The organism is Rhizobium sp. G21, from assembly GCF_014158035.1.
Taxonomy (GTDB): domain Bacteria; phylum Pseudomonadota; class Alphaproteobacteria; order Rhizobiales; family Rhizobiaceae; genus Rhizobium_E.
Genome location: NZ_JACFXW010000001.1, coordinates 2359366 through 2382570 on the forward strand (window position 1 = coordinate 2359366; position 23205 = coordinate 2382570).

19 protein-coding genes and 3 pseudogenes are annotated in these 23205 nt (G+C 64.0%); 6 read left to right on the forward strand and 16 right to left on the reverse strand.

From position 1 onward, the window contains the following. The first annotated feature begins 39 nt into the window (after positions 1-39). Positions 40-852 carry a class II glutamine amidotransferase gene (locus H2O14_RS12035; protein WP_182827839.1) on the forward strand — a complete coding sequence of 271 codons (813 nt, stop codon included), beginning with the start codon at positions 40-42 and terminating at the stop codon, positions 850-852. Between the two features lie 2 nt (positions 853-854). On the opposite strand, the gene coaBC is transcribed toward H2O14_RS12035, so the two are convergent. Further along, complete coding sequence (gene coaBC, locus H2O14_RS12040; protein ID WP_182827840.1) at positions 855-2078, reverse strand: bifunctional phosphopantothenoylcysteine decarboxylase/phosphopantothenate--cysteine ligase CoaBC; 1224 nt, start codon at positions 2076-2078, stop codon at positions 855-857. 194 nt (positions 2079-2272) lie between these two features. Here coaBC and H2O14_RS12045 point away from each other — a divergent pair, with 194 nt between their 5' ends. After that, entirely contained in the window at positions 2273-3511 is a 1239-nt protein-coding gene (locus H2O14_RS12045) for an aminopeptidase (protein WP_182827841.1), read from the forward strand. 102 nt (positions 3512-3613) lie between these two features. Here H2O14_RS12045 and H2O14_RS12050 read toward each other — a convergent pair. After that, a pseudogene (locus H2O14_RS12050) lies at positions 3614-4212 on the reverse strand (NAD(P)H-dependent oxidoreductase). Positions 4213-4214: 2 nt separating this feature from the next. After that, positions 4215-5813 carry an exodeoxyribonuclease VII large subunit gene (gene xseA / locus H2O14_RS12055; RefSeq protein WP_182827842.1) on the reverse strand — a complete coding sequence of 533 codons (1599 nt, stop codon included), beginning with the start codon at positions 5811-5813 and terminating at the stop codon, positions 4215-4217. Positions 5814-5954: 141 nt separating this feature from the next. Between xseA and H2O14_RS12060 the strand changes: the two genes are divergently transcribed. After that, positions 5955-6218 carry a hypothetical protein gene (locus tag H2O14_RS12060; RefSeq protein WP_182827843.1) on the forward strand — a complete coding sequence of 88 codons (264 nt, stop codon included), beginning with the start codon at positions 5955-5957 and terminating at the stop codon, positions 6216-6218. Between the two features lie 4 nt (positions 6219-6222). Here the strand turns inward: H2O14_RS12060 and H2O14_RS12065 are convergent, their stop codons facing one another. Next, positions 6223-8049, reverse strand: coding sequence for a hypothetical protein (locus tag H2O14_RS12065; RefSeq protein ID WP_182827844.1), 1827 nt, complete (start codon positions 8047-8049; stop codon positions 6223-6225). A 137-nt stretch (positions 8050-8186) separates the two neighbouring features. On the opposite strand from H2O14_RS12065, the pseudogene H2O14_RS12070 reads away from it, so the two are divergent. Together H2O14_RS12070 and H2O14_RS12075 are read left to right on the forward strand one after the other, a co-directional pair. Beyond that, positions 8187-9152 (forward strand): annotated as a pseudogene (locus tag H2O14_RS12070) (glycosyltransferase); the annotation flags it as partial. 88 nt (positions 9153-9240) lie between these two features. Further along, positions 9241-9555 (forward strand): GtrA family protein, encoded by a 315-nt coding sequence (locus tag H2O14_RS12075; RefSeq protein WP_210275532.1) that lies wholly within the window; start codon positions 9241-9243, stop codon positions 9553-9555. Positions 9556-9564: 9 nt separating this feature from the next. Here H2O14_RS12075 and H2O14_RS12080 read toward each other — a convergent pair whose 3' ends face one another. The 6 genes and pseudogenes from H2O14_RS12080 to H2O14_RS12105 all read right to left on the reverse strand — a co-directional run bounded on the left by H2O14_RS12080 (position 9565) and on the right by H2O14_RS12105 (position 15051). Next, on the reverse strand, positions 9565-10551 hold the full coding sequence (locus H2O14_RS12080; protein WP_182827845.1) for a Gfo/Idh/MocA family protein: 987 nt from the start codon (positions 10549-10551) through the stop codon (positions 9565-9567). Between the two features lie 111 nt (positions 10552-10662). After that, complete coding sequence (locus H2O14_RS12085; RefSeq protein WP_182827846.1) at positions 10663-11256, reverse strand: alpha/beta hydrolase; 594 nt, start codon at positions 11254-11256, stop codon at positions 10663-10665. A 3-nt stretch (positions 11257-11259) separates the two neighbouring features. Then, positions 11260-12195, reverse strand: coding sequence for a VOC family protein (locus H2O14_RS12090; protein ID WP_182827847.1), 936 nt, complete (start codon positions 12193-12195; stop codon positions 11260-11262). 161 nt (positions 12196-12356) lie between these two features. Further along, a pseudogene (locus H2O14_RS12095) lies at positions 12357-13211 on the reverse strand (NlpC/P60 family protein). 11 nt (positions 13212-13222) lie between these two features. Further along, positions 13223-13570 carry a MarR family transcriptional regulator gene (locus H2O14_RS12100; RefSeq protein WP_182827848.1) on the reverse strand — a complete coding sequence of 116 codons (348 nt, stop codon included), beginning with the start codon at positions 13568-13570 and terminating at the stop codon, positions 13223-13225. Positions 13571-13653: 83 nt separating this feature from the next. Further along, complete coding sequence (locus H2O14_RS12105; RefSeq protein ID WP_182827849.1) at positions 13654-15051, reverse strand: leucyl aminopeptidase family protein; 1398 nt, start codon at positions 15049-15051, stop codon at positions 13654-13656. 188 nt (positions 15052-15239) lie between these two features. Here H2O14_RS12105 and H2O14_RS12110 point away from each other — a divergent pair, with 188 nt between their 5' ends. After that, a complete protein-coding gene (locus H2O14_RS12110; RefSeq protein ID WP_246697588.1) occupies positions 15240-15980 on the forward strand; it encodes a tetratricopeptide repeat protein in 741 nt (246 codons plus the stop codon). A gap of 104 nt (positions 15981-16084) precedes the next feature. On the opposite strand, the gene H2O14_RS12115 is transcribed toward H2O14_RS12110, so the two are convergent. Genes H2O14_RS12115 through H2O14_RS12140 form a run of 6 tightly spaced genes read right to left on the reverse strand, consistent with a single transcriptional unit; the run spans position 16085 to position 23204 of the window. Then, a complete protein-coding gene (locus tag H2O14_RS12115) occupies positions 16085-17065 on the reverse strand; it encodes a type II secretion system F family protein (protein ID WP_182827851.1) in 981 nt (326 codons plus the stop codon). Positions 17066-17077: 12 nt separating this feature from the next. After that, the gene (locus H2O14_RS12120) at positions 17078-18088 is read right to left on the reverse strand and encodes a type II secretion system F family protein (protein ID WP_182827852.1); all 1011 of its coding nucleotides are present in this window, start codon (positions 18086-18088) and stop codon (positions 17078-17080) included. A 55-nt stretch (positions 18089-18143) separates the two neighbouring features. Further along, positions 18144-19637: a CpaF family protein gene (locus H2O14_RS12125; RefSeq protein WP_182827853.1), complete on the reverse strand. Its 1494-nt coding sequence runs from the start codon at positions 19635-19637 to the stop codon at positions 18144-18146. Between the two features lie 29 nt (positions 19638-19666). Beyond that, a complete protein-coding gene (locus H2O14_RS12130; RefSeq protein ID WP_182827854.1) occupies positions 19667-20953 on the reverse strand; it encodes a CpaE family protein in 1287 nt (428 codons plus the stop codon). A 46-nt stretch (positions 20954-20999) separates the two neighbouring features. Then, on the reverse strand, positions 21000-21686 hold the full coding sequence (locus H2O14_RS12135; RefSeq protein ID WP_182827855.1) for a CpaD family pilus assembly protein: 687 nt from the start codon (positions 21684-21686) through the stop codon (positions 21000-21002). Positions 21687-21698: 12 nt separating this feature from the next. After that, the gene (locus tag H2O14_RS12140) at positions 21699-23204 is read right to left on the reverse strand and encodes a type II and III secretion system protein family protein (protein WP_182829354.1); all 1506 of its coding nucleotides are present in this window, start codon (positions 23202-23204) and stop codon (positions 21699-21701) included. Between the last annotated feature and the right edge of the window lies 1 nt (position 23205).

Here is a 23205-nt window from a genome sequence, read left to right on the forward strand (position 1 = left end):
TATCGGCGCCAACAAGCGCCAAAACCGAGTGGGTGAAAGATGTGTCGCTGGGCCGCGTATCGCGGAGAGCCGTTGTTTCTGGAAGATATCGTGTCGGCGCCCGCTCATTCGCTCGTCGCGCAGTCACTATCGGCCACTCTGGCCAAGACGCCCACCAATGGCGACGGCTTCGGCATCGCCTGGTATGGCGACCGTGACGAACCCGGTCTCTATCGCGACGTGATGCCGGCCTGGGCCGACTGCAATCTCAAGAGCCTCGCCCGCCAGATCCGCTCGACGCTGTTTCTCGCCCATGTGCGCGCCGCCACCTATGGCGCGACCCGGCGCGACAATTGCCATCCCTTCGCCCATGGCCGCTGGTCCTTCATGCATAACGGCCAGATCGGCCAGTATGATCGCATGCGCCGGGCGCTCGAAAGCCTGCTGCCGGACGAACTCTACGCCGCCCGCCGCGGCACCACCGATTCCGAGCTGATCTTCATGCTGGCCTTGCATTTCGGGCTCGACGCCATGCCGATGACGGCCCTGCGCGAGGCGCTGGCGCTGGTGGAGCGGCAGGCGCTGCATATGGGCATCACGCCCGATGTCCGCTTCACCGCCGCTTTTTCCGATGGCGACACGCTCTATGGGGTCCGCTACGCCACCGGCGCCTCGGCTCCAACGCTCTACGCATCGCGGATGGGCGGCGGCTATTGCCTGGTGTCGGAACCGCTCGACGAGGACGAGCGCATCTGGGGCGAGATCCCCGACGGCAGCGCCGTGGTGCTGTCGGATGACGGCATCAAGATCACGCCGTTTTCGACGGGCGTCCTCACGGAAACGTCCGAAGATCTGAAGGTCCCGGCCGAATAGTTTCAGAGCGGGTTGAGCCGCTCGGAGATCAGCGCGACGAGGCGTTCCGCCACCTCCGCCTTGTCCATCTCCGGCCAACGGTCGACGCCATCGGCGGCAATAATAGACACCGTGTTGCGGCTGCCGCCCATAATCCCGGTTTCCGGCGACACGTCGTTGGCGACAATCAGATCCGCGCCCTTGCGCGCCAGTTTCGCCCGCGCATTGTCTTCGACGTCATTGGTCTCGGCGGCGAAGCCGATCACCAGTTTCGGCCGCTTCTCGTGATGGCCGATGGTCTTGAGGATGTCCGGATTTTCCGTGAGCGCCAGGGCGGGCGGCGCTTCGCCCGGCGACTTCTTGATCTTCTCGGACGCTTCGGCGTCGACGCGCCAATCGGCCACCGCCGCCACCATCACCGCGATGTCTGCGGGAAGGGCGTTCAGCGCCGCGTCGCGCATTTCCACCGCGCGCTCGACCTTGACCATTTTGACGCCGCGCGGATCGGGCAGCGTCACCGGTCCCGAGATCAGCGTGACATCCGCGCCGGCGTTGGCGAGCGCTGCTGCGATCGCATGACCCTGGGCGCCGGAAGAACGGTTAGCGATGTAGCGGACCGGATCGATCGGCTCATGCGTCGGCCCGGAGGTGACTATGGCGCGTCGGCCGGCGAGCGGCTTGGGCCTGTTGTCGAGCAGCGTTTCGATCTCGGCGACGATGTCGAGGGGTTCGGCCATGCGGCCCACGCCCGCCTCGCCCTTTTCCGCCATCTCGCCGCTGACAGGGCCGATGAAATGCGCGCCGTCGATCAAAAGCTGCGAGGCATTGCGGCTGACGGCGGGATTGGACCACATGGTGGGGTTCATGGCCGGCGCGATCAGCACCGGGCGCTCGGTGGCGAGCAGGACGGTGGAGGCGAGATCATTGGCGAGACCATTGGCCATCTTGCCGATCAGGTCGGCCGTGGCGGGGGCGACGACGACGAGATCGCAATCGCGCGCCAGCCGGATATGGCCGACATCGATTTCATCGTCGCGATCGAACAGCTCCAGATGCACCTTTTCGGCCGCCAGCGCGCCGACGGCGAGCGGGGTGATGAATTCGGTCGCGGCGCGGGTCATGACGGGGATGACGCGGGCGCCGCGTTCGCGCAGGCGGCGGATGAGATCGAGGCTCTTATAGGCGGCGATGCCGCCTGCGATGATCAGGAGAACGCGTTTTCCCGTGAGCGCGCCGGTTTTCGCCATAGTGTCCTTCTCCGCCTTGTCTTTTCTGGTCGGAAAATAGGCGGTCGAAGACCTGGGCGCAACGGAATAGAGCGAGCGAGGGCCGTTGCGGACCCCGCAAACCCTGCTCAGGGTTAATTCGCCGCGCCGCCTTCACATCGCCGCCCAAATCATCCACATAACGGGGCCAGAGAAAAGCAAGGCATGGAGTTGTCATGAGCGCGTCCGCTATCGATCCCGTCAAGCTGGAAAAACTCGCCGAAGTGGCGGTCAAGATCGGCCTCGACCTGCAAAAGGGTCAGGATCTGGTCGTCACCGCCCCGATGGCGGCGGCGCCGCTGGTGCGCGAGATCACCAAACACGCCTATAAGGCCGGCGGCGGGCTGGTGACCACCTTCTACAATGACGAGGTCGCGACCCTGGCGCGCTATGAATATGCGGCCGACGACAATTTCGACCGCGCCGCGAGCTGGCTCTATGAGGGCATGGCCAAGGCCTATGCCAATGGCGCGGCGCGTCTTGCCGTGTCAGGCGACAATCCGATGCTGCTGTCCGAGCAGGATCCATCCAAAGTGGCGCGCGCCAACCGGGCCATGTCGACCGCTTATAAGCCGGCGCTCGAAAAAATCTCCAATTTTGACATCAACTGGAACATCGTTTCCTATCCCAACCCGGCCTGGGCGCGGCAGATCTTTCCGGAACTCAGCGAAGAAGACGCAGTGCGCAAGCTGGCCGACGCCATCTTCGCGGCCTCACGCGTCGATCGTGACGATCCCGTCGCCGCCTGGCGCGAGCACAATGCCGCGCTGCATCGCCGCTCGACCTGGCTGAACGAGATGCGCTTCTCCGCCCTGCACTTCAAGGGCCCGGGCACCGATCTCACCGTCGGCCTGGCCGATGGCCATGAATGGCATGGCGGCGCCTCCATGGCCAAGAACGGCGTGACCTGCAATCCGAATATACCGACCGAAGAAGTCTTCACCACGCCGCATGCGCTGCGCGTCGAGGGCGTCGCCTCCTCCACCAAGCCGCTGTCGCATCAGGGCACGCTGATCGACGACATCCAGGTGCGTTTCGAAGGCGGCCGCATCGTCGAGGCCAAGGCGTCCAAGGGCGAAGCGGTGCTGAAGAAGGTGCTGGAAACCGACGAAGGCGCGAGCCGGCTGGGCGAAGTGGCGCTGGTGCCGCATTCCTCGCCGATCTCGGCATCGGGTCTTCTGTTCTACAACACGCTGTTCGACGAAAACGCCGCCTGCCACATCGCGCTCGGCCAGTGCTATTCGAAATGCTTCGTCGGCGGCGCCGATCTCACCCCGGAGCAGATCAAGGCCCAAGGCGGCAATTCCAGCCTCATCCATATCGACTGGATGATCGGCTCGGGCGAGGTCGACATCGACGGCGTCGCCGCCGATGGAACGAGGACGCCGGTGTTCCGCAAGGGCGAATGGGCGTAAGGCCGACCCAAAAATCTATCGAGAACCGTTTGGACCCGCCGCCTTGTCGCGCGCGGGTCTTTTCGTGAGCGCGACGCATGAGTTTCCGAGAGGGCGCCGAGGCTAGAGCCGCGCCGTCAGCGCCCGCACGCGCTTGAGATGCCCAGTCAATTGGGCCTCGGAAACGCGATCCATGTCGTGCAGCGCCAGCATGCGGAAATCGACGTCCTTGGCGCAAAAGGCGGCGATGCCGCGTTTCAGCAGCCGGCGCACCGGATCGCCCATATAGAATTTCACCATCCACCAGGGCGAACCCGTGGTGGTGAAGGCGTAGAGATGGCGGATATTGCCCAGAGCGGGCTTGATGCGGCCGCCCGCAAGATCATGGGTGAAGGCGACGCCCGGCGCGAAAACCCGATCGAAGAAGCCCTTGAGAATGGCCGGGAAATTGAACCACCATTGCGGAAACACCAGGATCAGTCCATCGGCGGCTCTGAGCCTGGCAATGATCGGATCGACCGAACTCGTATCACAGGGCGTATTGAAATAGGCGCTCCGCTCGGCCGCCGAAAGCCGGGGGTCGAAATCCTCCTGATAGAGATCGAGCAGATCGGCCACATGCCCCCTGTCGCGCAGCGTTCGACGACCACGGTTTTCGCCACAGACGCCGCGTAGCTTTCGGGCAGGGGATGGGCGAGCACGACGAGGAAGCGGCGCGCCACGGCTAGAACAGGCTCCCCTGATCGATGGGAGAGCCTTTGGCGGATTTCTTGCGCGGCTGCGGCGCAGTCGCCGGGGAGGTTGGCGTCGACGGCTCAGCTCCCTCACCGGCCGTCGCGGCAATGTTGCCATCGGCGAACTGGATCGCGAGCGCCTGACCTGCGGCCACCTGCTCCGCTCGGGTCAAAGGCCGGCCATTCTCGTCACGGATCACGGCATAGCCGCGCTTCAGCACATTCTTGTAGGACAGCGATTGCAGAATACGGTCATGGGCGGCGAGCGCCTGGCGTTCGCGCCTCAGGCGCACATCGAGCGCGCCATCGCTGCGCCGGGCGAGATTGTTCAGCCGGTCGCGGCTGCGCGCCGTCTCGTTGGCAAGGCGGGCAGGCAGGCCGGAAAAAACTGCGTCGGCGCGGGCGATACGCGCCTTGAGCTGGTCGATGCGCCGCTCCACCACGCGCTCGGCCCGCAGGCCGAGATCATTAAGCCGTTGGCGTCGTTCTGCAAAACGCGCCGCGAGCATATCGGGACGCAGATAGGAGGCTGCGCGCTCCAGCATGCGGCGCTTGTTGAGCGCGGTCAGTTCCAGGCCGCGATCCAGCCGGGAGGCGGCTTCGTCGAAGCGCCGGCGGGGCAGAGCCAGCAGTTGGTCGATCGACGGCATCGCCCGAGCGAGGCCCCTCAGCCCCTGGCGACGATTGTCCATCTGCCGGTTGATGGCCGAGGCGAGCCGCGCCGAAAGACCGGCTAGCTGGGCTTCGAGATCGGCCTTGACCGGCACGGCCATTTCAGCGGCGCCCGTCGGCGTCGGGGCGCGCTGGTCGGAGGCGTAATCGATCAGCGTCCAGTCGGTCTCGTGGCCGACGGCGGAGATCAGCGGAATGGCGGAATTGGCGGCTGAGCGCACCACCGCCTCGTCATTGAAGCACCAGAGATCTTCGAGACTGCCGCCGCCGCGGGCGACGATGAGCACATCGGGCCGACGAATGGGTCCATCGGGAGCAAGCGCATTGAAGCCCTCGATGGCGCCGGCGATTTCCGCGCCCGCGCCATCGCCCTGCACCCTGACCGGCCAGACGATGACATGCAGCGGAAAGCGATCGGATATGCGATGCAGGATATCGCGGATCACGGCGCCGGTCGGCGAGGTCACCACGCCGATGACATGGGGCATATAGGGCAGCAGCTGCTTGCGGGCGGGATCGAACAGGCCTTCGGCGGCGAATTTGCGCTTGCGCTCTTCGAGCAGCGCCATCAGCGCGCCGACGCCGGCGGGCTCCAGGCTTTCGATGACGATCTGATATTTCGACGAGCCGGGAAAGGTGGTGATCTTGCCGGTGGCGATCACTTCCATGCCCTCTTCGGGCCGGACCTTCAAACGGCTGAAGGAGCCTTTCCAGATCACCGCTTCGAGCCGGGACCGATCGTCCTTCAGCGCGAAATAGGCGTGACCGGAGGAATGCGGGCCGCGATAGCCGGAGATTTCACCCCGCACCCGCACATGCTCGAATGCGGTCTCCATCGTGCGCTTGATGGAGCCCGAGATCTCGGAAACCGTATATTCGGCGAGGTTGCCGGGCGAATCGTTGTCGAAGAAGCTCATGGCTCTCTATATCAGCGCTTCCGCGATCTACTCCAGAACCGGGCCTCCATCTCGGCCCCGCGCTGGCGTTTTCCCCCGCTTCGTCCCCTGTCTCGAGCGCCATGCGATGATGGTCCGTCAGAACCAGAAGGAGACATCGACATGACAGACCGTTTTGAAACCACCGTCGCTTCGCTCAACGGCCCGGCCATTCACGCTTTTCCGGTGACGCCCGACGATGCGGCGGCGCTTCCGGAAACGACCCGAGCCCTCTATGTGGGTTCGAGCGGGGCGGTGACCGCCGAACTGCAATCCGGCGCGGTGGCTACATTCGCAGCGCTTGCGGCCGGCTCGATCCTGCCGGCGCGGATCGTGCGCGTGCTGGCAACGGGCACGACGGCGAGCAGCCTCGTGGGTCTGGTGTGAAACGCTAGCGGATCACGCGAAAGATCTTCATGCGCGGGTCGCCCGAGGCTTCCACCGGTTCGAGGAATTCGGGGATTTCGCCGCGGGCGAGCCGCGCCCAGAAGCCGTTGGGGAATTTTTCCTTGAGCGTTTCCACCTGCGGATCGTCCATGCACAGCAGCACATAGCCGACCTTGTCTTCCTCCATCAGCGCCGCAGCGATGGCGGGGTCTGATGTCGCCATCTTCAAGCCGTCGAGCAGGCCCTTGGCGTTGCGATGGTAATTGCCTGTGATGACGGCATGCGGCGTGAAGCGGAGGATGGCCGGGCCGGCATTGAAGGCCGTGAGAATGCGGCCAGGCGGCAGCTTAGAAACCTCCGCCAAACTTTCCTTGCGGATGCAGGCGGGCTTATCCTCATCCTCTTTTTCCTCCGACGAAGCGCCGGACACACTGTTGACCGCGATCGTCACGGCCGCGCCGGAAAAGGCCCAGACCGAGGGCACGCTCGCCAGGGCGGCGAGAATGAAGGCGATGGCGGCTTTGGGCTCATTGCGATGGGCGAGATAATGAGCGCGGAGATCGGCGACGATCACCGAAAGCGGCAGAACAGACAGTAGATTGGTGAAGATCATGCCGCGCACCTGAATGGCGCTGACGATCCATGAGATGGCGATCAGGCCGGCCAACAGACTATAGGCGAGAGCCTGCTCGCCGCGCCAAACCCGGAACAGGGCGACCCCGAGCGCGATGAGGCCGACGCCGTAAATGCCGCCGATCGCATCGGGACTGACTTCGAACTGCTTGCCGATCGGCTGCGCCTCGGAAATGCTGCCGAGCCAGAGGTCCTGCACCATGGGATCGAGGCTCGACAAGGGATTGCCGAGGCATTCCGGCGCGACGAAAAGCGCCACAAGGCCGGCCAGCGCGCCGAGAAGGGCGAGCGATCCCCAGCGCCAAAGCGGGCCGCGTTGCGACGCAAAACCGGCCGCCGCAGCGAGGCCCGCGCCGCCGATCAGGGCGATCGACAGAAATCCGATCGACAGCGTGTCGCAGGTGACGCGGCCCCACAAGGCGTGCGGCGTGGTCGCGAAAAAGAACAATGCCGCAAAGCCTGCAAAAGCGACACCAAAGGCGATCGCGGCGCGGCGATAATCCTGCCCGCGCACGGCCCAGACGAGTGCGACGCCCATGGCCGCAACCGCAATCAGCGGCGTGGTTTCGGCGCCGATCGCAAGCGCGAAGGCGGATAGGCCGCCGGCGGCCGCGAAAGACCGAGCCCGCGCCTGGGGATCGAGAAGGCAGGCGGCCAAAAGCGCAACCACGGCCAGTTGCACATTGTGATGATCGAGCCCGCCGGGCCGGAAGCGCATCATGGTGAAGAGGAACATGAATCCGAGAGCGAGCCCGATCACCACCGCCGGCTTGCCGCCGAGCCGATAGGCGCCGAGGCCGATACCCGCCATCAAGGGCAGGATCAGCGCGAGCGGCCAGACAAAGGCGGCGGCAGCCTCCGCCGTGTCGGGGCTCACAAACAGGCCGAACAGCAGGATCAGGCCACCGATCGGCGCATCGACGAAGCGCGACCAATGCATCAGCATGCCGCCGGGCGGGCCCATGCGATATTGATGCAGGTCGAACCAACTCTGGCCGCCGAGCCAATCGCGCACTTCCACCAGCCGCATCACGTCGTCGGGGTCGGGTCCGATATAATCCGTGTAGGTCGACAGATGCGCGCCGATCTGCGCGGCGATGGCGAGAGCCGAAAAGAGCAGGACGATGCGCAGGAGCCAGCCGGCTCCGGCGCGCTCGGCGTCAGCCCGGAAGCTTTCCAGAAACTTGGGGGAAGTCATCGCTTCTTTACCGTTTTCAGACATATGCCCGCCGCCCGAGCGCGAAAGACTATTCGAGCGAAACCTAAGCTTAACCTTCTCAAGAAAGAGTAAAGCCATTGAGGAGCCCGACCGCCGGTCGCCGGCGAGGAGCACGCATGAACGACGATCTCGACATCGCAGTCCTGATACCCTGCTACAATGAATCGCTGACGATCGGCGATGTCGTGCGCGGCTTTCGCCAGGCGTTGCCTTCGGCCCGCATCTATGTCTATGACAACAATTCCCGCGACGACACCGCGCTTCGCGCCGCGCTTGCCGGCGCGACCGTGTTTCGCGAACGCCGCCAGGGCAAGGGCAATGTCGTGCGCCGCATGTTCGCCGACATCGACGCCGACATCTATCTGATGGCGGACGGCGACGGCACATATGCGCCTGAGGACGCCGAAAACCTCATCACCACGCTGGTGACCGAGCGCGCCGACATGGTGGTCGGCACGCGCCGCGACGTGACCCGCGACGCCGGCCGCCAGGGCCACGCCTTCGGAAACAAGATCTTCAACACGCTCTACCGCTCGCTGTTCGGCAAGGATTTCACCGACATCTTCTCCGGCTATCGCGCCTTCTCGCGCCGCTTCGCCAAGAGCTTCCCCGCCGTCTCCAACGGCTTCGAGATCGAGACGGAAATGTCGGTGCACGCCTCCAGGCTGAGACTGCCGGTGATCGAGCTCGAACTCGATTACGGTCGACGTCCCGAGGGTTCGTTCTCGAAGCTCTCGACCTTCGGCGACGGCGGCAAGATCCTGTTCATGTTCGCCATGCTGATGAAGGAAGTCCGGCCCTTCGCCTTCTATTTCGCGATTTCCTCGGCATTGCTGGCGGCGTCGCTGACCTTCATGACGCCGGTTTTGATCGAATACGCCCAGACCGGGCTCGTGCCGCGCATGCCGACCTGGGTGTTTTCGATGGTGCTGCTGATCATGTCGGGCATGACGTTCACGGCCGGCTTGATCCTCGACAGTCTGGCCCGATCGCGCGCCGAACTCCTGCGCATCCATTATATGGATCTGCCGGCGCTGTCCGAAATCCGCCGCCGCCCCGCTCCCGCCGAGCCGGCCCCTCGCCTGTGCGCGCCGCCCGCAAGAGAGCGGCGTGAAACGGCTGTTTTTCTTCACTGTGGCCGGCGGCCTCGGCTTCGTCTCCGACGCCGGCATGCTGGCGCTGTTGATCTGGGCGACGCCGATCGGCCCCTTCGGGGCGCGCGTCGTCGCGATCGCTTTCGCCATGTGCGTGACCTGGATTTTCAATCGCAGCCTGACCTTCGGCAAAAGCGGTCGGTCCCTGGCTTCGGAAGGCGCGCGTTACGGCGGGGTCGGCCTTGTCTCCGCGCTCGCCAACTACGCCATCTATTCGGCGATTCTACTTGGTTTTCCCGGGCTCTACCCCGTCATCGCCGCGGCGATTGCCTCGGTCGCGGCGATGGGCTTGTCCTGGTTCGGTTATTCGCGCCTGGTGTTCGGACGCTGAGCCGCCGCCTCAGACGGTTTCCCAGCCGTCCTTTTCCGAGGCGCGATAGATCGCGTCTATGACTTTCTGGTTCAGCTTGGAATTTTCCAGCGTCACCACCTCGGCCTCGCCGCCCATGGCCGCGCGGGCGAAAGCTTCAGCCTCCAAGCGGTACTGACGGCAATCCTGATAGCGGAAATGCTGGGATTGCGAATGGTTCTGGTTGGTGAGTTCGATCTCTTCGGCGCCGTAGCGATCGGCGTTGAAGGGCGACTTCACTTCGATGAAGCCCTTGTCGCCGTGGAAAACCATGATCTGGCGGGCGGCGAGCTGGGTGGAGATGTAGAAGCTCAGCTCGAAATCGCCGAAATCCGCCCTGACCGACGAGAAGATGTCGGTGCCGAATTCCGGATCGCGCTCGGTCGTCGCCTGGATGCGCAAGGGCTCCATGCCGGTCGAGAAACGGGTGGTGATGGTGGGATAGACGCCGATATCGGGAAGTCCGCCGCCGCCGAGCGCCGGGATGTTGCGCATATTGCCGGGATCGCGGTTGAAATATGTGAAGGCGCCCTGCACGAAGCGCAGCTTGCCGATCGCGCCTTCGGCCAGGAGTTCGCGCACCTTCCGCCAGACCGGCGAATAGGTGACCATATAGGCTTCCGACACCAGCACCTTGTTGCGGTCGCGGGCGGCGATCAGCTGGTCGATGTCGTCGGCTTTGAGCGCGATCGGCTTCTCGCAGAGCACATGCTTGCCGGCGTCCGCCGCCTTGATCGTCCATTCGACATGCTGGGAGGTCGGCAGCGGGATATAGACCGCGTCGATCGCGTCGGAGGCCAGCATCTCTTCATAGGAGCCGAAGGCGTGCGGCGCGCCGAAACGGTCTGCCATGGCGCGGGCGCTGTCGAGATTGCGGCTGGCGACGGCGGTGACGACGCAGTTTTCCGCGTCCTGAATGGCGGGCACGACCAGCTCGCGGCCGATCCGCGCCGTGGAAACAATACCGAAACGCAACATGTCTCTCTCCCTGTCTTTGGTTTGCGCCGGACCATACGGCGCAAATGTCAGGAAGAAAAGAGACGGCCTCGCAGGGGAATGCCGTCTCTTCATGGCGTTGGCAAAGCTTTGTCAGGCGAAGAAGCGCGTCAACGCCTCGACTTCCTGCGGCCTGAGTTCATGGCCGCCGGAATGCCAGACGATGGAAGCTTCCGCGCCGTGGCTTTCCAGATAGGCCTGCAGGCGCTGGGTCAGCGGGGCCGGGCAGATCGGATCGCGCTCGCCGGCGGTGATCAACGTTTTGACGCCCTTGAGCCCCGGCTGCGGCTGCGGCGCAAACGGGATCAGCGGATGCAGAAGGCCTGCGCGTTCGAACAGGCCGCCTTTCTCGATCAGGAGATTGGCGAGGATATTGGCGCCGTTCGAATAGCCGAAACCGTAGACGGCGGAGGCCTGATGCTCCTGCTTCATCCGTTCGACGAAGGCCGCCATCTTGTCGGTGGCGCGCGCCAGGTCGGCCATGTCGTAGACGCCCTCGCCGGTACGGCGAAAGAAGCGCGCCGCGCCGTGTTCGGAGACATCGCCGCGCGGCGACACGATGGTCGCCCCGGGCATGAGATCGCCGGCGAAATCGAAGAACTGGTTTTCATCGCCGCCCGTGCCGTGAAAGGCGAACAGGATCGGCGATCCGGGCGCGCCGGCCCGGATCCTGTGCTGATAGTCCATGGTTCAATCCTCCAGCTTTTCGAGATGCTGGGCGAGAATCGGACGCAGATGCTTGTGCTGCTGCGGCAGTTTCAGATCGGCGCCGAGCGTGGCGACGTCCTCGTCGCGGGTGAAGCCCGGCTCATTGGTGGCGATTTCGAACAGCACGCCGCCCGGCGTGCGGAAATAGATCGCCCAGAAGTAATCGCGGTCGATCACCGGGGTGACGTGATAGCCGGTGTCCATCAGCGCTTTGCGCACTTCCAGCTGCTTGGCGCGGTTTTCGACCGCGAAAGCGACGTGATGGACCGAGCCCGCGCCCTGCAGGCTTCTGTTGATATTGGGCATGGTTTCGAGATCGACGGTGGAGGCTTCGTTGCCGCCGGGCACGATGAGCTGACTGACGACGCCGTCCTTCCGGTCGAGTTCCTGATAGCCCATATATTTCAACAGCTCGGCGGTGGCGCCTTCATCGCGCAGACGCATGGCCACCGAATGGAAGCCGCGAATGGCGTGATCGGCGTCGACGCCGTTCTCGGTCCAGGGCGCGCGGTCATCGCCGTCCACTTCCACCAGCGCGAAGCCGTCGCCATCGGGACCGGCGAAGTTCAGCCGCTTCTGGCCGAAGGTTTCCTCGGCCTGCAGACCATCGACGCCCTGGCTGGTCAGCCGGTCGGCCCAGTAGCCCAGCGCGCCCTTCGGCACGGAGAACACCGTGGTCCCGACTTCGCCCGTGCCGGGACGACCACGGCCGATATTGGGGAAGGGGAAATAGGTCATGACCGTGCCGGGCGTGCCGAGTTCGTCGCCGTAATAGAGGTGATAGACGTCGGGCGAGTCGAAATTCACCGTCTTCTTGACGCGGCGCAGGCCGAGCGTCTTGGTGAAGAAGTGATTGTTGACCGGGGCGCTGGCGGCCATGGAGGTGACGTGGTGAAGGCCCTTGATCTGGTCGAGCATGATGGCATCCTTTCCGGCGCTGAGGCCTGAATTTCGGGAGCGCCCAAGCGGCGATCCGTTCTGGAAGCCAATATGCTCCTGGCGCCCCGTTTCGGGTATCCCCTTCGGCAGGCACGGATTGTTCACAAAATAAAGACGAAAAATTATCTTGAGGAGATATCTTATTTACAGTTCGGCCGTTTGTATCCGGTCGGCTGGCCGTAAAGCGTCGCGATCCGGTCGATGGCGTCATCCAGATGTTCGCGCGTCACGCTCATCGTATGGCCGTTGGCGTGCAGGAGTATGTCGCGATCCTCCATGATCCCCACATGGCCTTTCCAGAACACGAGATCGCCGCGCGTAACGTCGGCGCGCGTCAGCGCTTCGCCCGGCATCGCCGCCTGCTGGTCGGAATCGCGCGGCGCGGCGCGGCCGACCATCATCATCGAAAGCTGCACGAGGGCCGGAGCAATCCAGCCCGAAGCCGGTGCGTCCGCCCCAGAGATAAGGTGTTTCGAGAAAGCGGGCGGCGACATCGACATAGTCGTCGGAGATCGTCGCGCAGACCGGAGCGAGATGCCGGGCGATCACCGCGCCTTCGGTGGTGATGAGATAGCGGGTCCCGCGCGTCTCCGCCTCGCCCGTCACGGTCATGCGGCTGCCCATCGACACCGCCTCGACCGGCGGCCGCTTCATATCCGGCTCGGGATAGAGAAATGTGCGGGGAACGGTAACCCAATGCGTGGGCGCGGGCGCCGTGTCGATGATCGCCGCCTGCGGCAGATAGCCGACATAGTCGTCGAGATCCGATTTCACCCAGGCCCAGCCGTCGGCGACATCGAACACCCGGACTCCCTCCCCAGTATCAGTTCGGTGTCGAGGCCGCAGAAGACATCCGGCTTGGCCCTGAGAGCGATCCTGGGAACACGGACCTGCGCGGGCGCTCCGTTGGTGAAGCGCGCCGCATCGACGCGTCCCTGGAGCGACGCCTCGGCAAGATCAGGGCGGAAAGCGTGGATACGTCTGTCGAGCGCCATATATCTATCCGTCAGGTGAGATCACGAGCCTTGGCGATGATGACATCGCCGAATTTTTCCAGATAGACCGCGCCTGCCAGCGTACGCTTGATCAGCACATTGCGGCGGTCCTTGTCGTCCCTGATGCGGTCGATCACGCCCATCGCGCCCATCGTGTCGAGCGCGCGGGTGACGACCGGCTTGGTGACGCCGAGCGTGGCGGCGAGCCCGCGCACCGTATGCGGCGGCGGGGTCAGATAGACATGCAGCAGAATGGCCATCTGGCGCATCGACAGATCGCCGTCGCCCGAACGCACCGCATCCACCGACACCGTATGCCAAAGTCCCAACGCCTGCGAGGCGGATAAGTCGACGGTCACGCGCCCCTCCGGCGGGATTGTTTCGTAACCGTTTCATTCTTGACCAAACATGCCGCGCCCGCAAGCGCAGGCTTTGCCGAGGGTTAATCGGCGCGTCCCTTGCCGTCGAGCATGTCGAAGATGGCGCGGATCGCCTGCGCCTCGCCGCCGCCGGGGCAATGCGGGCGCTCGGTCTGCGTCCAGGCATAGATGTCGAAATGCGCCCAACTGCGGGTTTTCTTGACGAAGCGCTTGAGGAACAATGCCGCGGTGATTGCTCCCGCCATGCCGCCCGCCGGCGCATTGGTCAGATCGGCGATCTTGGCGGTCACGTCCTTCTCATAGCCCTTGTAGAGCGGCAACCGCCAGATCGGGTCGTCGACCTCGAGACTCGACTCCATCAGTTGATGGGCGAGTTCTTCGTCGTCGGTGAAGTAGGGCGGAACGTCGGGGCCGAGCGCCACGCGGGCGGCGCCGGTCAGCGTCGCCATGTCGATCAGCAGATCCGGCTCGTCCTCGTCGGCCAGCGCCAGCGCGTCGGCGAGAATGAGCCGGCCTTCCGCGTCGGTATTGTCGATCTGCACGGTGAGGCCGGCGCGGCTGCGATAGATGTCGCCCGGACGAAAGGCGTTGCCGGAGATCGAATTCTCCGCCACCGGCACGATCACGGTGAGATCGATCTTGAGCTTGGCGTCCATGATCATGAGAGCGAGACCCAGCACATTGGCCGCGCCGCCCATATCCTTCTTCATCAGCGCCATCGAGGAGGACGGCTTGATGTCGAGGCCGCCGGTGTCGAAAGTGACGCCCTTGCCCACCAGCGTCACCCGCTTATGGCCTTTCTTGCCCCAACGCATCTTGAGAAGGCGCGGCGCCTGTTCGGAGGCGCGGCCGACGGCATGGATCAGCGGGAAATTCTCCTGCAGCAGCGCCTCGCCCCGCACGACCAGGACTTCAGCATGATAATGCGCGGCCAGGGCTCGGAACGCGGCTTCGAGGGCATCCGGTCCCATGTCGTTCGCCGGCGTATTGATCAGGTCGCGCGCCAGGAAGACGCCGGCGAGCAGGCGCTTGACGCGGGCGGCGTCGGCGTCGGAGGGGATGAGCAGCGTCGGCGGATTGGACGAGCCGCTCTTGTATCTCTCGAAACGATAGCTTCCGAGACCGTAGCCCAGCGCCAAACGGTTCGCCGTCAGGGGCGCCGTCTCGATGTGCCATTCGCCGGCGGGCAGAATGCGTGGGAGCTTGCCGGTGAGATAGGGCGATTCCGAGGGATAGGCGCCGAGGCCGAACAGCGCGCCGCCGAGATGCCCGTCTTCGGTCGGCACCAGCAGCAGTGACCCGGCTTCCGCCTTGTAGCCCGACTTCCGCGCCCAGTCGAGCGCGATCGGATCGACGAGACCCGTATCGATATGGGCCGGCGTCACCGCGAAAATCGGCAGCGTCTTGCCCAGCTTCGTGTTGAACGGTGTGGGACGCTCGATGAATTGAAAGGGGGCCATTCACTGTCCTTGCGGGAATCGGGTGGTGTGGATTCGCCAAATTAACACTCTGTTAGGGTTAACAGACTATTGCTGGAGCGAAGGTTGCGGCGCTGGATTTTTCCCAGCCAAGCCGCAGATGTCGGCAAGAGGGCGATAGGATGCAGTCCCAGACAATGGCGTCGGTCGGCGCCGCGCTTTTCCTGACCATGCTCATGACCTCCTGCTCCACGACGAGCCGGGAGACGACGGGATCGATCCCCAACCTGAACAAGCCGGTCGAGGCGATGACGCAGCCCGAACTGCAGGCCGCCTCGCGCAAGATCGGCGACGCCTACGCCAAAAATCCAAACGACCGCAACGCCGGCATGAACTATGCGACGCTTCTGCGCATGAGCGGACGCAACGGCCAGGCCCTCGCCGTCATGCAGCAGGTGGCGATCAAGAACCCGACCGATCGCGCCGTGCTCGCCGCCTATGGCAAGGCGCAGGCCGCCGCCGGGCAGCTCGAGCCGGCGCTGACGACCATCAACCGGGCCCAGACGCCCGACCGGCCCGACTGGAAGCTCGAAAGCGCCAAAGGCGCGATCCTCGACCAGCTGGGCCGTACGGAGGAAGCCCGCCTCGCCTATCGCAGCGCGCTGGACCTGCATCCGAACGAGCCTTCGGTGCTGTCCAATCTCGGAATGTCCTATCTCCTGAGCCGCGACCTGCGCACGGCGGAAACCTATCTGCGCTCGGCCGTGGCCCAGCCGGGCGCCGACAGCCGCGTCAGGCAGAACCTCGCCCTCGTCGTTGGGCTTCAGGGCCGTTTCCAGGAAGCCGAGAACATCGCCCGCCAGGAGCTGACCGCCGAACAGGCCGAGGCGAATGTCGCGTATCTCAAGGGCATGCTGTCGCAGGACAACAGCTGGAAAAAGCTCGCGAGCGCCGACGACGGAACCAATTGACCGCCCAAAAAAGCACCAACCGACAGACGAACGCCGCCCCTCGAGGCGGCGTTCGTCTGTCGTGAGGTCTTGTGCGCCGCAGGCGCAACCGAATGAAAGACGGTTCAGAATTTATCGGACACCTGGATGCCGGCGGGGCCGAGAATGACGGCGATCAACACCGGCAGGAAAAACAGGATCATCGGCACCGTCAGTTTCGGCGGCAACGCCGCCGCCTTCTTTTCCGCCTCGTTCATGCGCTGATCCCGGCTTTCCTGCGCCAGCACGCGCAAGGCCTGGGCGATGGGCGTGCCGTAGCGCTCGGCCTGGATCAAGGCCTGGCTCACCGCCTGGACGGAGTCGAGCTGGGTGCGCTTGGCGAGGTTTTCATAGGCCGCGCGCCGTTCCTGGAGAAACGAGAGCTCGGCGTTGGTCAGCACCATTTCCTCGGCGAGCTCGGGCGAGTTTACCGTCATCTCCTCGGAAACGCGCTTGATCGCGGCTTCGATCGACACGCCGGATTCGACGCAGATCAACATCAGATCCAGCGCATCCGGCCATGCCTTGCGGATCGAGGCCTGGCGCTTGTTGATCTTGTTGGAGATGAAGATGTTCGGCGCGTAGAAACCGAGATAGCCGAGGCCGATCACGGTGAGCAGCCTGACCATGAATGTCTGGTCGGCGAGATAGCCGAGAACGAAGACATAGAGCGCCGCCGCCATCATGAAGAGGAACGGCAGAAAGAAGCGCGCGAAGAGGAAGACGTTGAGGGCGTTTTGCGACCGGTAGCCGGCGGCCTTCAATTTGTCGACCGTGCCGGCGTCGACCAAAGCCTCGCGCAGATTGAGCCGCTCGACGATCTGGCGGACATTGGTGTTGTTCTGATGGCGCAGGCTGCCGCGCTGCATCGCGCCTTCGGCGTTGAGACGCGCGCGCTCGCGGCTGCGGATCTGCTCGCGCTCGGTGGTCACCGCCTTCATGCGCTTCTGCAGGCCGCCGCTGTCGAAATAAGGCAGGACGAGGCTGTACAGGGTCGCGAATACGGCAATGCCGACGAGAACGGCGAACACGACCTGCGGATTTGTCAGTGTCTTGGCGAGATCCATGGCGCGTCCGTCCTAGATTTCGAAATTGGTCATGTTGCGCATCACGAAAATGCCGATCGACATCCACACCGCCGACACGCCCATGATCAGATGGCCGCGGGGATCGGTGAACAGGATCAACATATAGTCCGGCGAGGTCAGATAGACGAGAAAGGCGACGATGAAGGGCAGGGCGCCGATGATGACGGCCGACGCCTTGGCTTCCATCGACAGGGCCGACACCTTGGCCTTCATCTTCTTGCGGTCGCGCAGCACACGCGAGAGATTGCCGAGCGCTTCGGACAGGTTGCCGCCCGCCTGCGCCTGAATGGCGATGACGACGCCGAAGAAATTGACCTCCTGCAGCGGCACGGTCTGCGACATGCGCCCGACCGCCTCGGGCACGCTGAGCCCCATCTGTTGGGCCTCGATCACGCGGCGGAACTCGGTTTTCACCGGTTCCTTGGCTTCCGAGGCGATCAGCCGGATCGCATCGTTCAAGGGCAGGCCCGACTTGATCGAGCGCACCATGACGTCCAGCGCGTTCGGCAATTCTTCGATGAAGCGCTTCATGCGGCGCTTGAACATGAAGGTGACGTAGAGCCGTGGCAGGCCGACGGCGGCGACGAAACTGACGCCGGCGATGATGAGGATCGAGGCCCCGGAAAACAGCAGCAGAACGGCGACGGCGGCGCCCAGGACGGCGCTGCCGAGATAGAACTGGGTTTCGGAGAATGACAGACCCGCCTGCACGATGCGCGATTTCAGCGTGGCGGCCTTTTTCTTGTTGGCCTCCTGCTGCTTCTTCTCCAGTTCCTTGAGCGAATCCTGCACGGATTTACGCCGCTTGGACAATTCCGCCAGCCGGTCGCGGGACGCCTTGACCTTTGTCTTGTCGACATCGGACATGCCCATTTTTTCGAAACGGCTCTTGGCTTTCTTGTCGCTCTCGATCTGGGAGAACAAGACGCCATAGGCGACCGCAGCCGCGGAAATCGCGGCCAGTGCGATGATCGCAATCGTCGTCAGGTCGAATCCGAACATGGCCTTTTCCCGTTTCCCCTAGACCCGGACAGCGCGAGGCATCCCAGTCTCCGACTTACCCTTTGGTCTGCTCCATGGCGTCGAGCGCCGCGGCCAGCCTCTTGTCTTCGCCGTAATAGCGGGCGCGATCCCAGAAATGCGGTCGGCCGATGCCGGTGGACCTGTGCCGGCCGATCAGCTTGCCGTTGGCGTCCTCGCCTTCGATTTCATAGCGGATCAGATCCTGGGTGATGATGACGTCGCCTTCCATGCCGATCACCTCGGTAATGTGGGTGATGCGGCGGGAGCCGTCGCGCAGGCGCGCGGCCTGGACGATGACGTCGATCGAACCGGTGATGATTTCGCGCACCGTCTTGGCCGGCAGCGTAAAGCCGCCCATGGCGATCATGGACTCGACGCGGTTGAGGCATTCGCGCGGGCTGTTGGCGTGGATCGTGCCCATGGAGCCGTCGTGACCGGTGTTCATCGCCTGCAGGAGGTCGAAGACTTCCGGTCCGCGCACTTCGCCGACGATGATGCGTTCGGGACGCATGCGGAGGCAGTTCTTGACCAGATCGCGCATGGTGATCTCGCCTTCGCCTTCGATATTGGGCGGGCGGGTTTCGAGCCTCACCACATGCGGCTGCTGCAGTTGAAGTTCAGCGGAGTCCTCGCAGGTGATGATGCGCTCGTCGGTGTCGATGTAGCGCGTAAGGCAGTTGAGCAGCGTCGTCTTGCCCGAACCGGTGCCGCCCGACACAACCACATTGCATCGAACACGGCCGATGATCTGCAGCACCGCTGCGCCCTCCGGCGTGATCGAGCCGAATTTGACCAGCTGATCGAGGGTGAGCTTGTCCTTCTTGAACTTACGAATGGTGAGCGCGGCGCCGTCGATGGCGAGAGGCGGAGCGATGACGTTGACGCGCGAACCGTCGGGCAGACGCGCGTCGCAGATCGGCGAGGATTCGTCGACGCGCCGACCGACCTGGCTGACGATACGCTGGCAGATCGACAGAAGCTGGGCGTTGTCGCGGAAACGGATTTCGCTTTCTTCGATCTTGCCGTTGACTTCGATGAAGGTCTGTCCGGCGCCGTTGACCATGATGTCGGCGATGTCGTCGCGCGCCAGCAGCGGTTCGAGCGGACCGTAACCGAGAACGTCGTTGCAGATATCCTCGAGCAGTTCTTCCTGCTCGGAAATCGACATCGCATAGTTCTTGATGGTGATGATGTCGTTGACGATGTCGCGGATTTCTTCGCGGGCGCTTTCGGCGTCGAGCTTGGCGAGCTGGGACAGATCGATCGTGTCGATCAGCGCCGAGAACACCTGGCTCTTGGTGGCGTAGTAGCTTTCCGAACGCTGGGCCTTGCGGCGCGGCGCGGGCGCAGCCATCCGCGTGGCAGATTGCGCGTCGCGCTGCGGCTCCTGAAGGACGGGGACATGCGACGGCGCGAGCGGCGGCGGCGCGACCTGGGTCGGTAGGGGCGAGGCGGCCGCTACCGGAGGCGGAGTCGTGGCCGCTCCGCCTGCCTTGCCGAATCCTTCATTTCCACGTTTGCCAAACATCGGCGCATCCGCTCCCGTGTCTTATTCGATTACTTCTTTGCCGTCAGCTTGCCGAGGATCGACCCGAGCGCGCTCTTCTTGGCCTTCTTGACGCTGACGCGGCCGGTCACGACATGGGCGATCTGCGACATCACTTCCGCCACCGGAGATTTGCCGTCCATTTCGCCGATCATCCGACCCGAATTGGCCGCCGATCCGAACAGGGAGGCGTCGAAGGGAATGACGGCGATCGGCTCGATTTCCAGCGGCTCGCAAAAATCCGCGACGGCGATCTCCGGTCGCTTGGGCAGACCGACCTGGTTGAGGACGAGATGCGGCGGACGGTCGTTGGGGCGCAACTTGCGCAGCTGGTCGAACATGTTCTTGGCGTTGCGCAGATTGGCGAGGTCGGGCGCGGCCGTGACCACGACCTCGTCGACATCGGCCAGCAGAGTGCGCGTCCAGTCGCTCCAGGCATGCGGAACGTCGAGAACGCTGACCGGCGCGGCGCGCTGCAGAATCTCGAGCACGGGCTGGAAGGCGGCGCGGTCGAAATCATAGGCGCGATCCAGGACGGACGGCGCGGCAAGCAGCGACAGATGTTCCGAACATTTGGTCAGCAGACGGTCGAGGAACACTTCGTCGAGGCGCTCGGGCGAATAGACGGCTTCGGCGATGCCCTGTGCTGGATCCTGGTCGAAATCGATGTTCGCCGTCCCGAACGGAAAATCGAGATCGGCGAGAATGACTTCGGACGAGAACAGCGAGGAGACGCCCCAGGCGATGTTGTGAGCGATCGTCGAGGAGCCGACGCCGCCCTTGGCGCCGATGAAGGCGATGGAGCGGCCGAGCGGCTCGGCGTCGGGATCGACGAAGATGGCGGAAATCGCAGCGATCACGTCGACCAGCGAGATCGGCGACACCATATATTCGGAAATGCCGTTGCGGATCAGATCGCGATACAGAGGAATATCGTTGTAGCGGCCGACGATCACCACTTTGGTGGTGGGATCGCAAACATCGGCCAGGGGCGCCAACTCATCCATCATCGCGCCCGGCTCGGCGCTGGTTTCGAGCAGGATCAGATTGGGCGTCGGGGCGCCGCTGAACATGTTGACGGCGGCTTCCGTGGTGCCTTGATTGATGCGGAAGCTGACTTTGGCCATCCGTCGATCCTGGGCCAGCTTCTCCATCAAACGGTACATGTTTTCCGTTTCGCAGAAAGCGTGAACCGAGATGCGCGGCAGCGGCCGCAATTGATCCAGATCGCCCGGCCTGATCTCGTTTTCGACCACGGGCCCTTCGTCGCGAAGAATTCCATATTCGACAGCGTTCATGACATATGGCTTTCGGTTGAGGCGGGAAGGAGATCGCGCATGCGGCTTACTCCCCGTCGCGATAGGTGTTGATCACGGTGGCGCGACGTTCGGCGTCGATCGGGCTCATGCCGCGCGGGCCGACCAGATCGGTGGGGTTGGAGATCTGCGCAGCGAGGTTCTGCTGGCTCGCGCAGCCGAAGTTTTCCCAATTCTCGTTGTCGCGCAAAGTGCGGCCGAACATGTCGGTCGGCCATTGTCCGCAGCCTTCGGTCACCGCCTTGACGGCCACGAAACTGAGGCGAACCGGCGCAGACGCCTCCGGGGACGGCGAGGCGTAGGTCGAGGTGACGATGCGCTGCGGCTTGACGCCATAGCTGGCCAGCGCCTGCCGGATCTCGCCGCTCAGCCGATGGGAGGCGGCCGAATTGGGCGCGCCCACGGGAATTGCGACGGTCATCGTGCTCTTGGAGGTCGTGGTGTAATCCTGGGCGAAGCCGCGGATCAGGTCGCGGGTGGCGGCTGTGAGGCCCGTCTCGCCGGCGCCCACCGGAACATCCAGATCGTGGCGAACCTCGGCGAGCATGATCGGATGGCGGGTGCGGTAGTCGTCGGGGATCGATCCCGTCGTCTGCAGATCCCGCTTGGAGGCGCAGGACGAGGCCGCCAGCGCTGCGATGAGCGCGAGCGCGACGCCGCCCCGACGAAGACGGAAACCGGTGCGGATCTGGCGCTTGGTCGAAGAAGTCGTCATCGCTCGCAATCCTTACTTGTAGATGTAGCCGACGGCGCCGTTGTAGCGGCCGGGAGTCTTGGTGGTTTCGCGCAGGCCGTAGACCTTGTTGACGCGATTGAGGAAATACATGGCGACATCGCCCTCCGGCACGAGGTTGTCGTCGGGGCGCGCCAGCTTGGACCGCTCGACGGGGCGCACGAGATAGGGCGTCGCGATGATGACCAGTTCGGTGGCGTTGCGCTGGAAATCGCGCGAGCGGAACAGCGTGCCCAGGATCGGGATCTGCGCGAGGGCCGGGTTGCCGGACATGGCCTGGCGGACTTCGTCGCGCACGAGGCCGCCGATGACGATGGAGCCGCCGGACGGAAGTTCCACGGTGGTCGACGCCTCGCGCTTGCGAATGCCGAGATAGGTCAAGCCGGGAACGTTCTCGCGCGTCGCCATGGAGGCCGCCCCCTCGAAAGTCGGTTCGGACACTTCGGTTTCGACCTTGAGCGAAATGCGGCCGGGCGACAAAACGACCGGCTTGAAGTTCAGGCGGATGCCGTATTCGACGGACGAATATTCGCGCGACACGCCGCCGTCTTCGTCGATGTCCTGGCTGGAGGCGATGCGGAAGTCGCCGCCGACATAGAATCTCGCCGCTTCGCCCGAGATCGCGGTCAGGCTCGGCTCGGCGAGCGTGCGCATGACGCCGGCCTGCTCCATGGCGTTGACATAGGTCGAAAGATCCAGGGCGCCGATGGAGCCCGTGGCGCTCGCGGCCGCGCGCCAGTTGATGGAGCCGCCGAGATTGGTCGGGTTCTGGAAGCTGATGCCGCCATTGTCGCCGGAGATCGAGGTGTTGAAGCCCAACTGCTTGACGACGCTGCGGCTGACCTCGGCCACCGTGACCTTCAACGTCACCTGGTCCTCGGCCTCAATGGTCAACATGTTGACGATCTGCGATTTCTGGCGCGATTCGTTGAACAGGGCGACGGAGGAATCGCCGGTCGCCGAGGTCGAACTGGCGGAAATGTTGCGCGTGGTCGCTTCACCGCCCGTCACGAAGATCTGCGCGAGCCGTTCCGCCTGGGCGGCGTCCTGAGGCGTGCGCACGGTGCCGGAGAGAACGATGTTGTCGGAGATGATTTCGACCTGGATGTCGGAATCGGGCAGGAAGCGCTTGAGCTGCGTCTGCAATGTGGAGATGTCGCGTTCGATCTCGAGATCGATCGTCACCAGTTCCTCGCCGCCTGCGCCGAAAATGAAGACATTGGTCTGGCCGACGGTCTTACCGAACATATAGAGGCGCGTGGACGTGCGGGTGACGGCGTCCGCGATGGAGGGATCGGCCACGAGAATGTCGTGTGCGTCGACGGGCAAATCGATGACGATCGCCTTGTTGAGGCCGAGCTTCAGGCTTTTGGTCACCCCGGGACCGACCTGAGAGATCTTGTAGATCGATTGCGTCGCGGCGAGCGCGTCCGGCATCGACAGGTAAGGGGCGCCGGGAATGCCTGCGAAGCCGAGCGAGAAGCTCAGCATGGCGGTCATC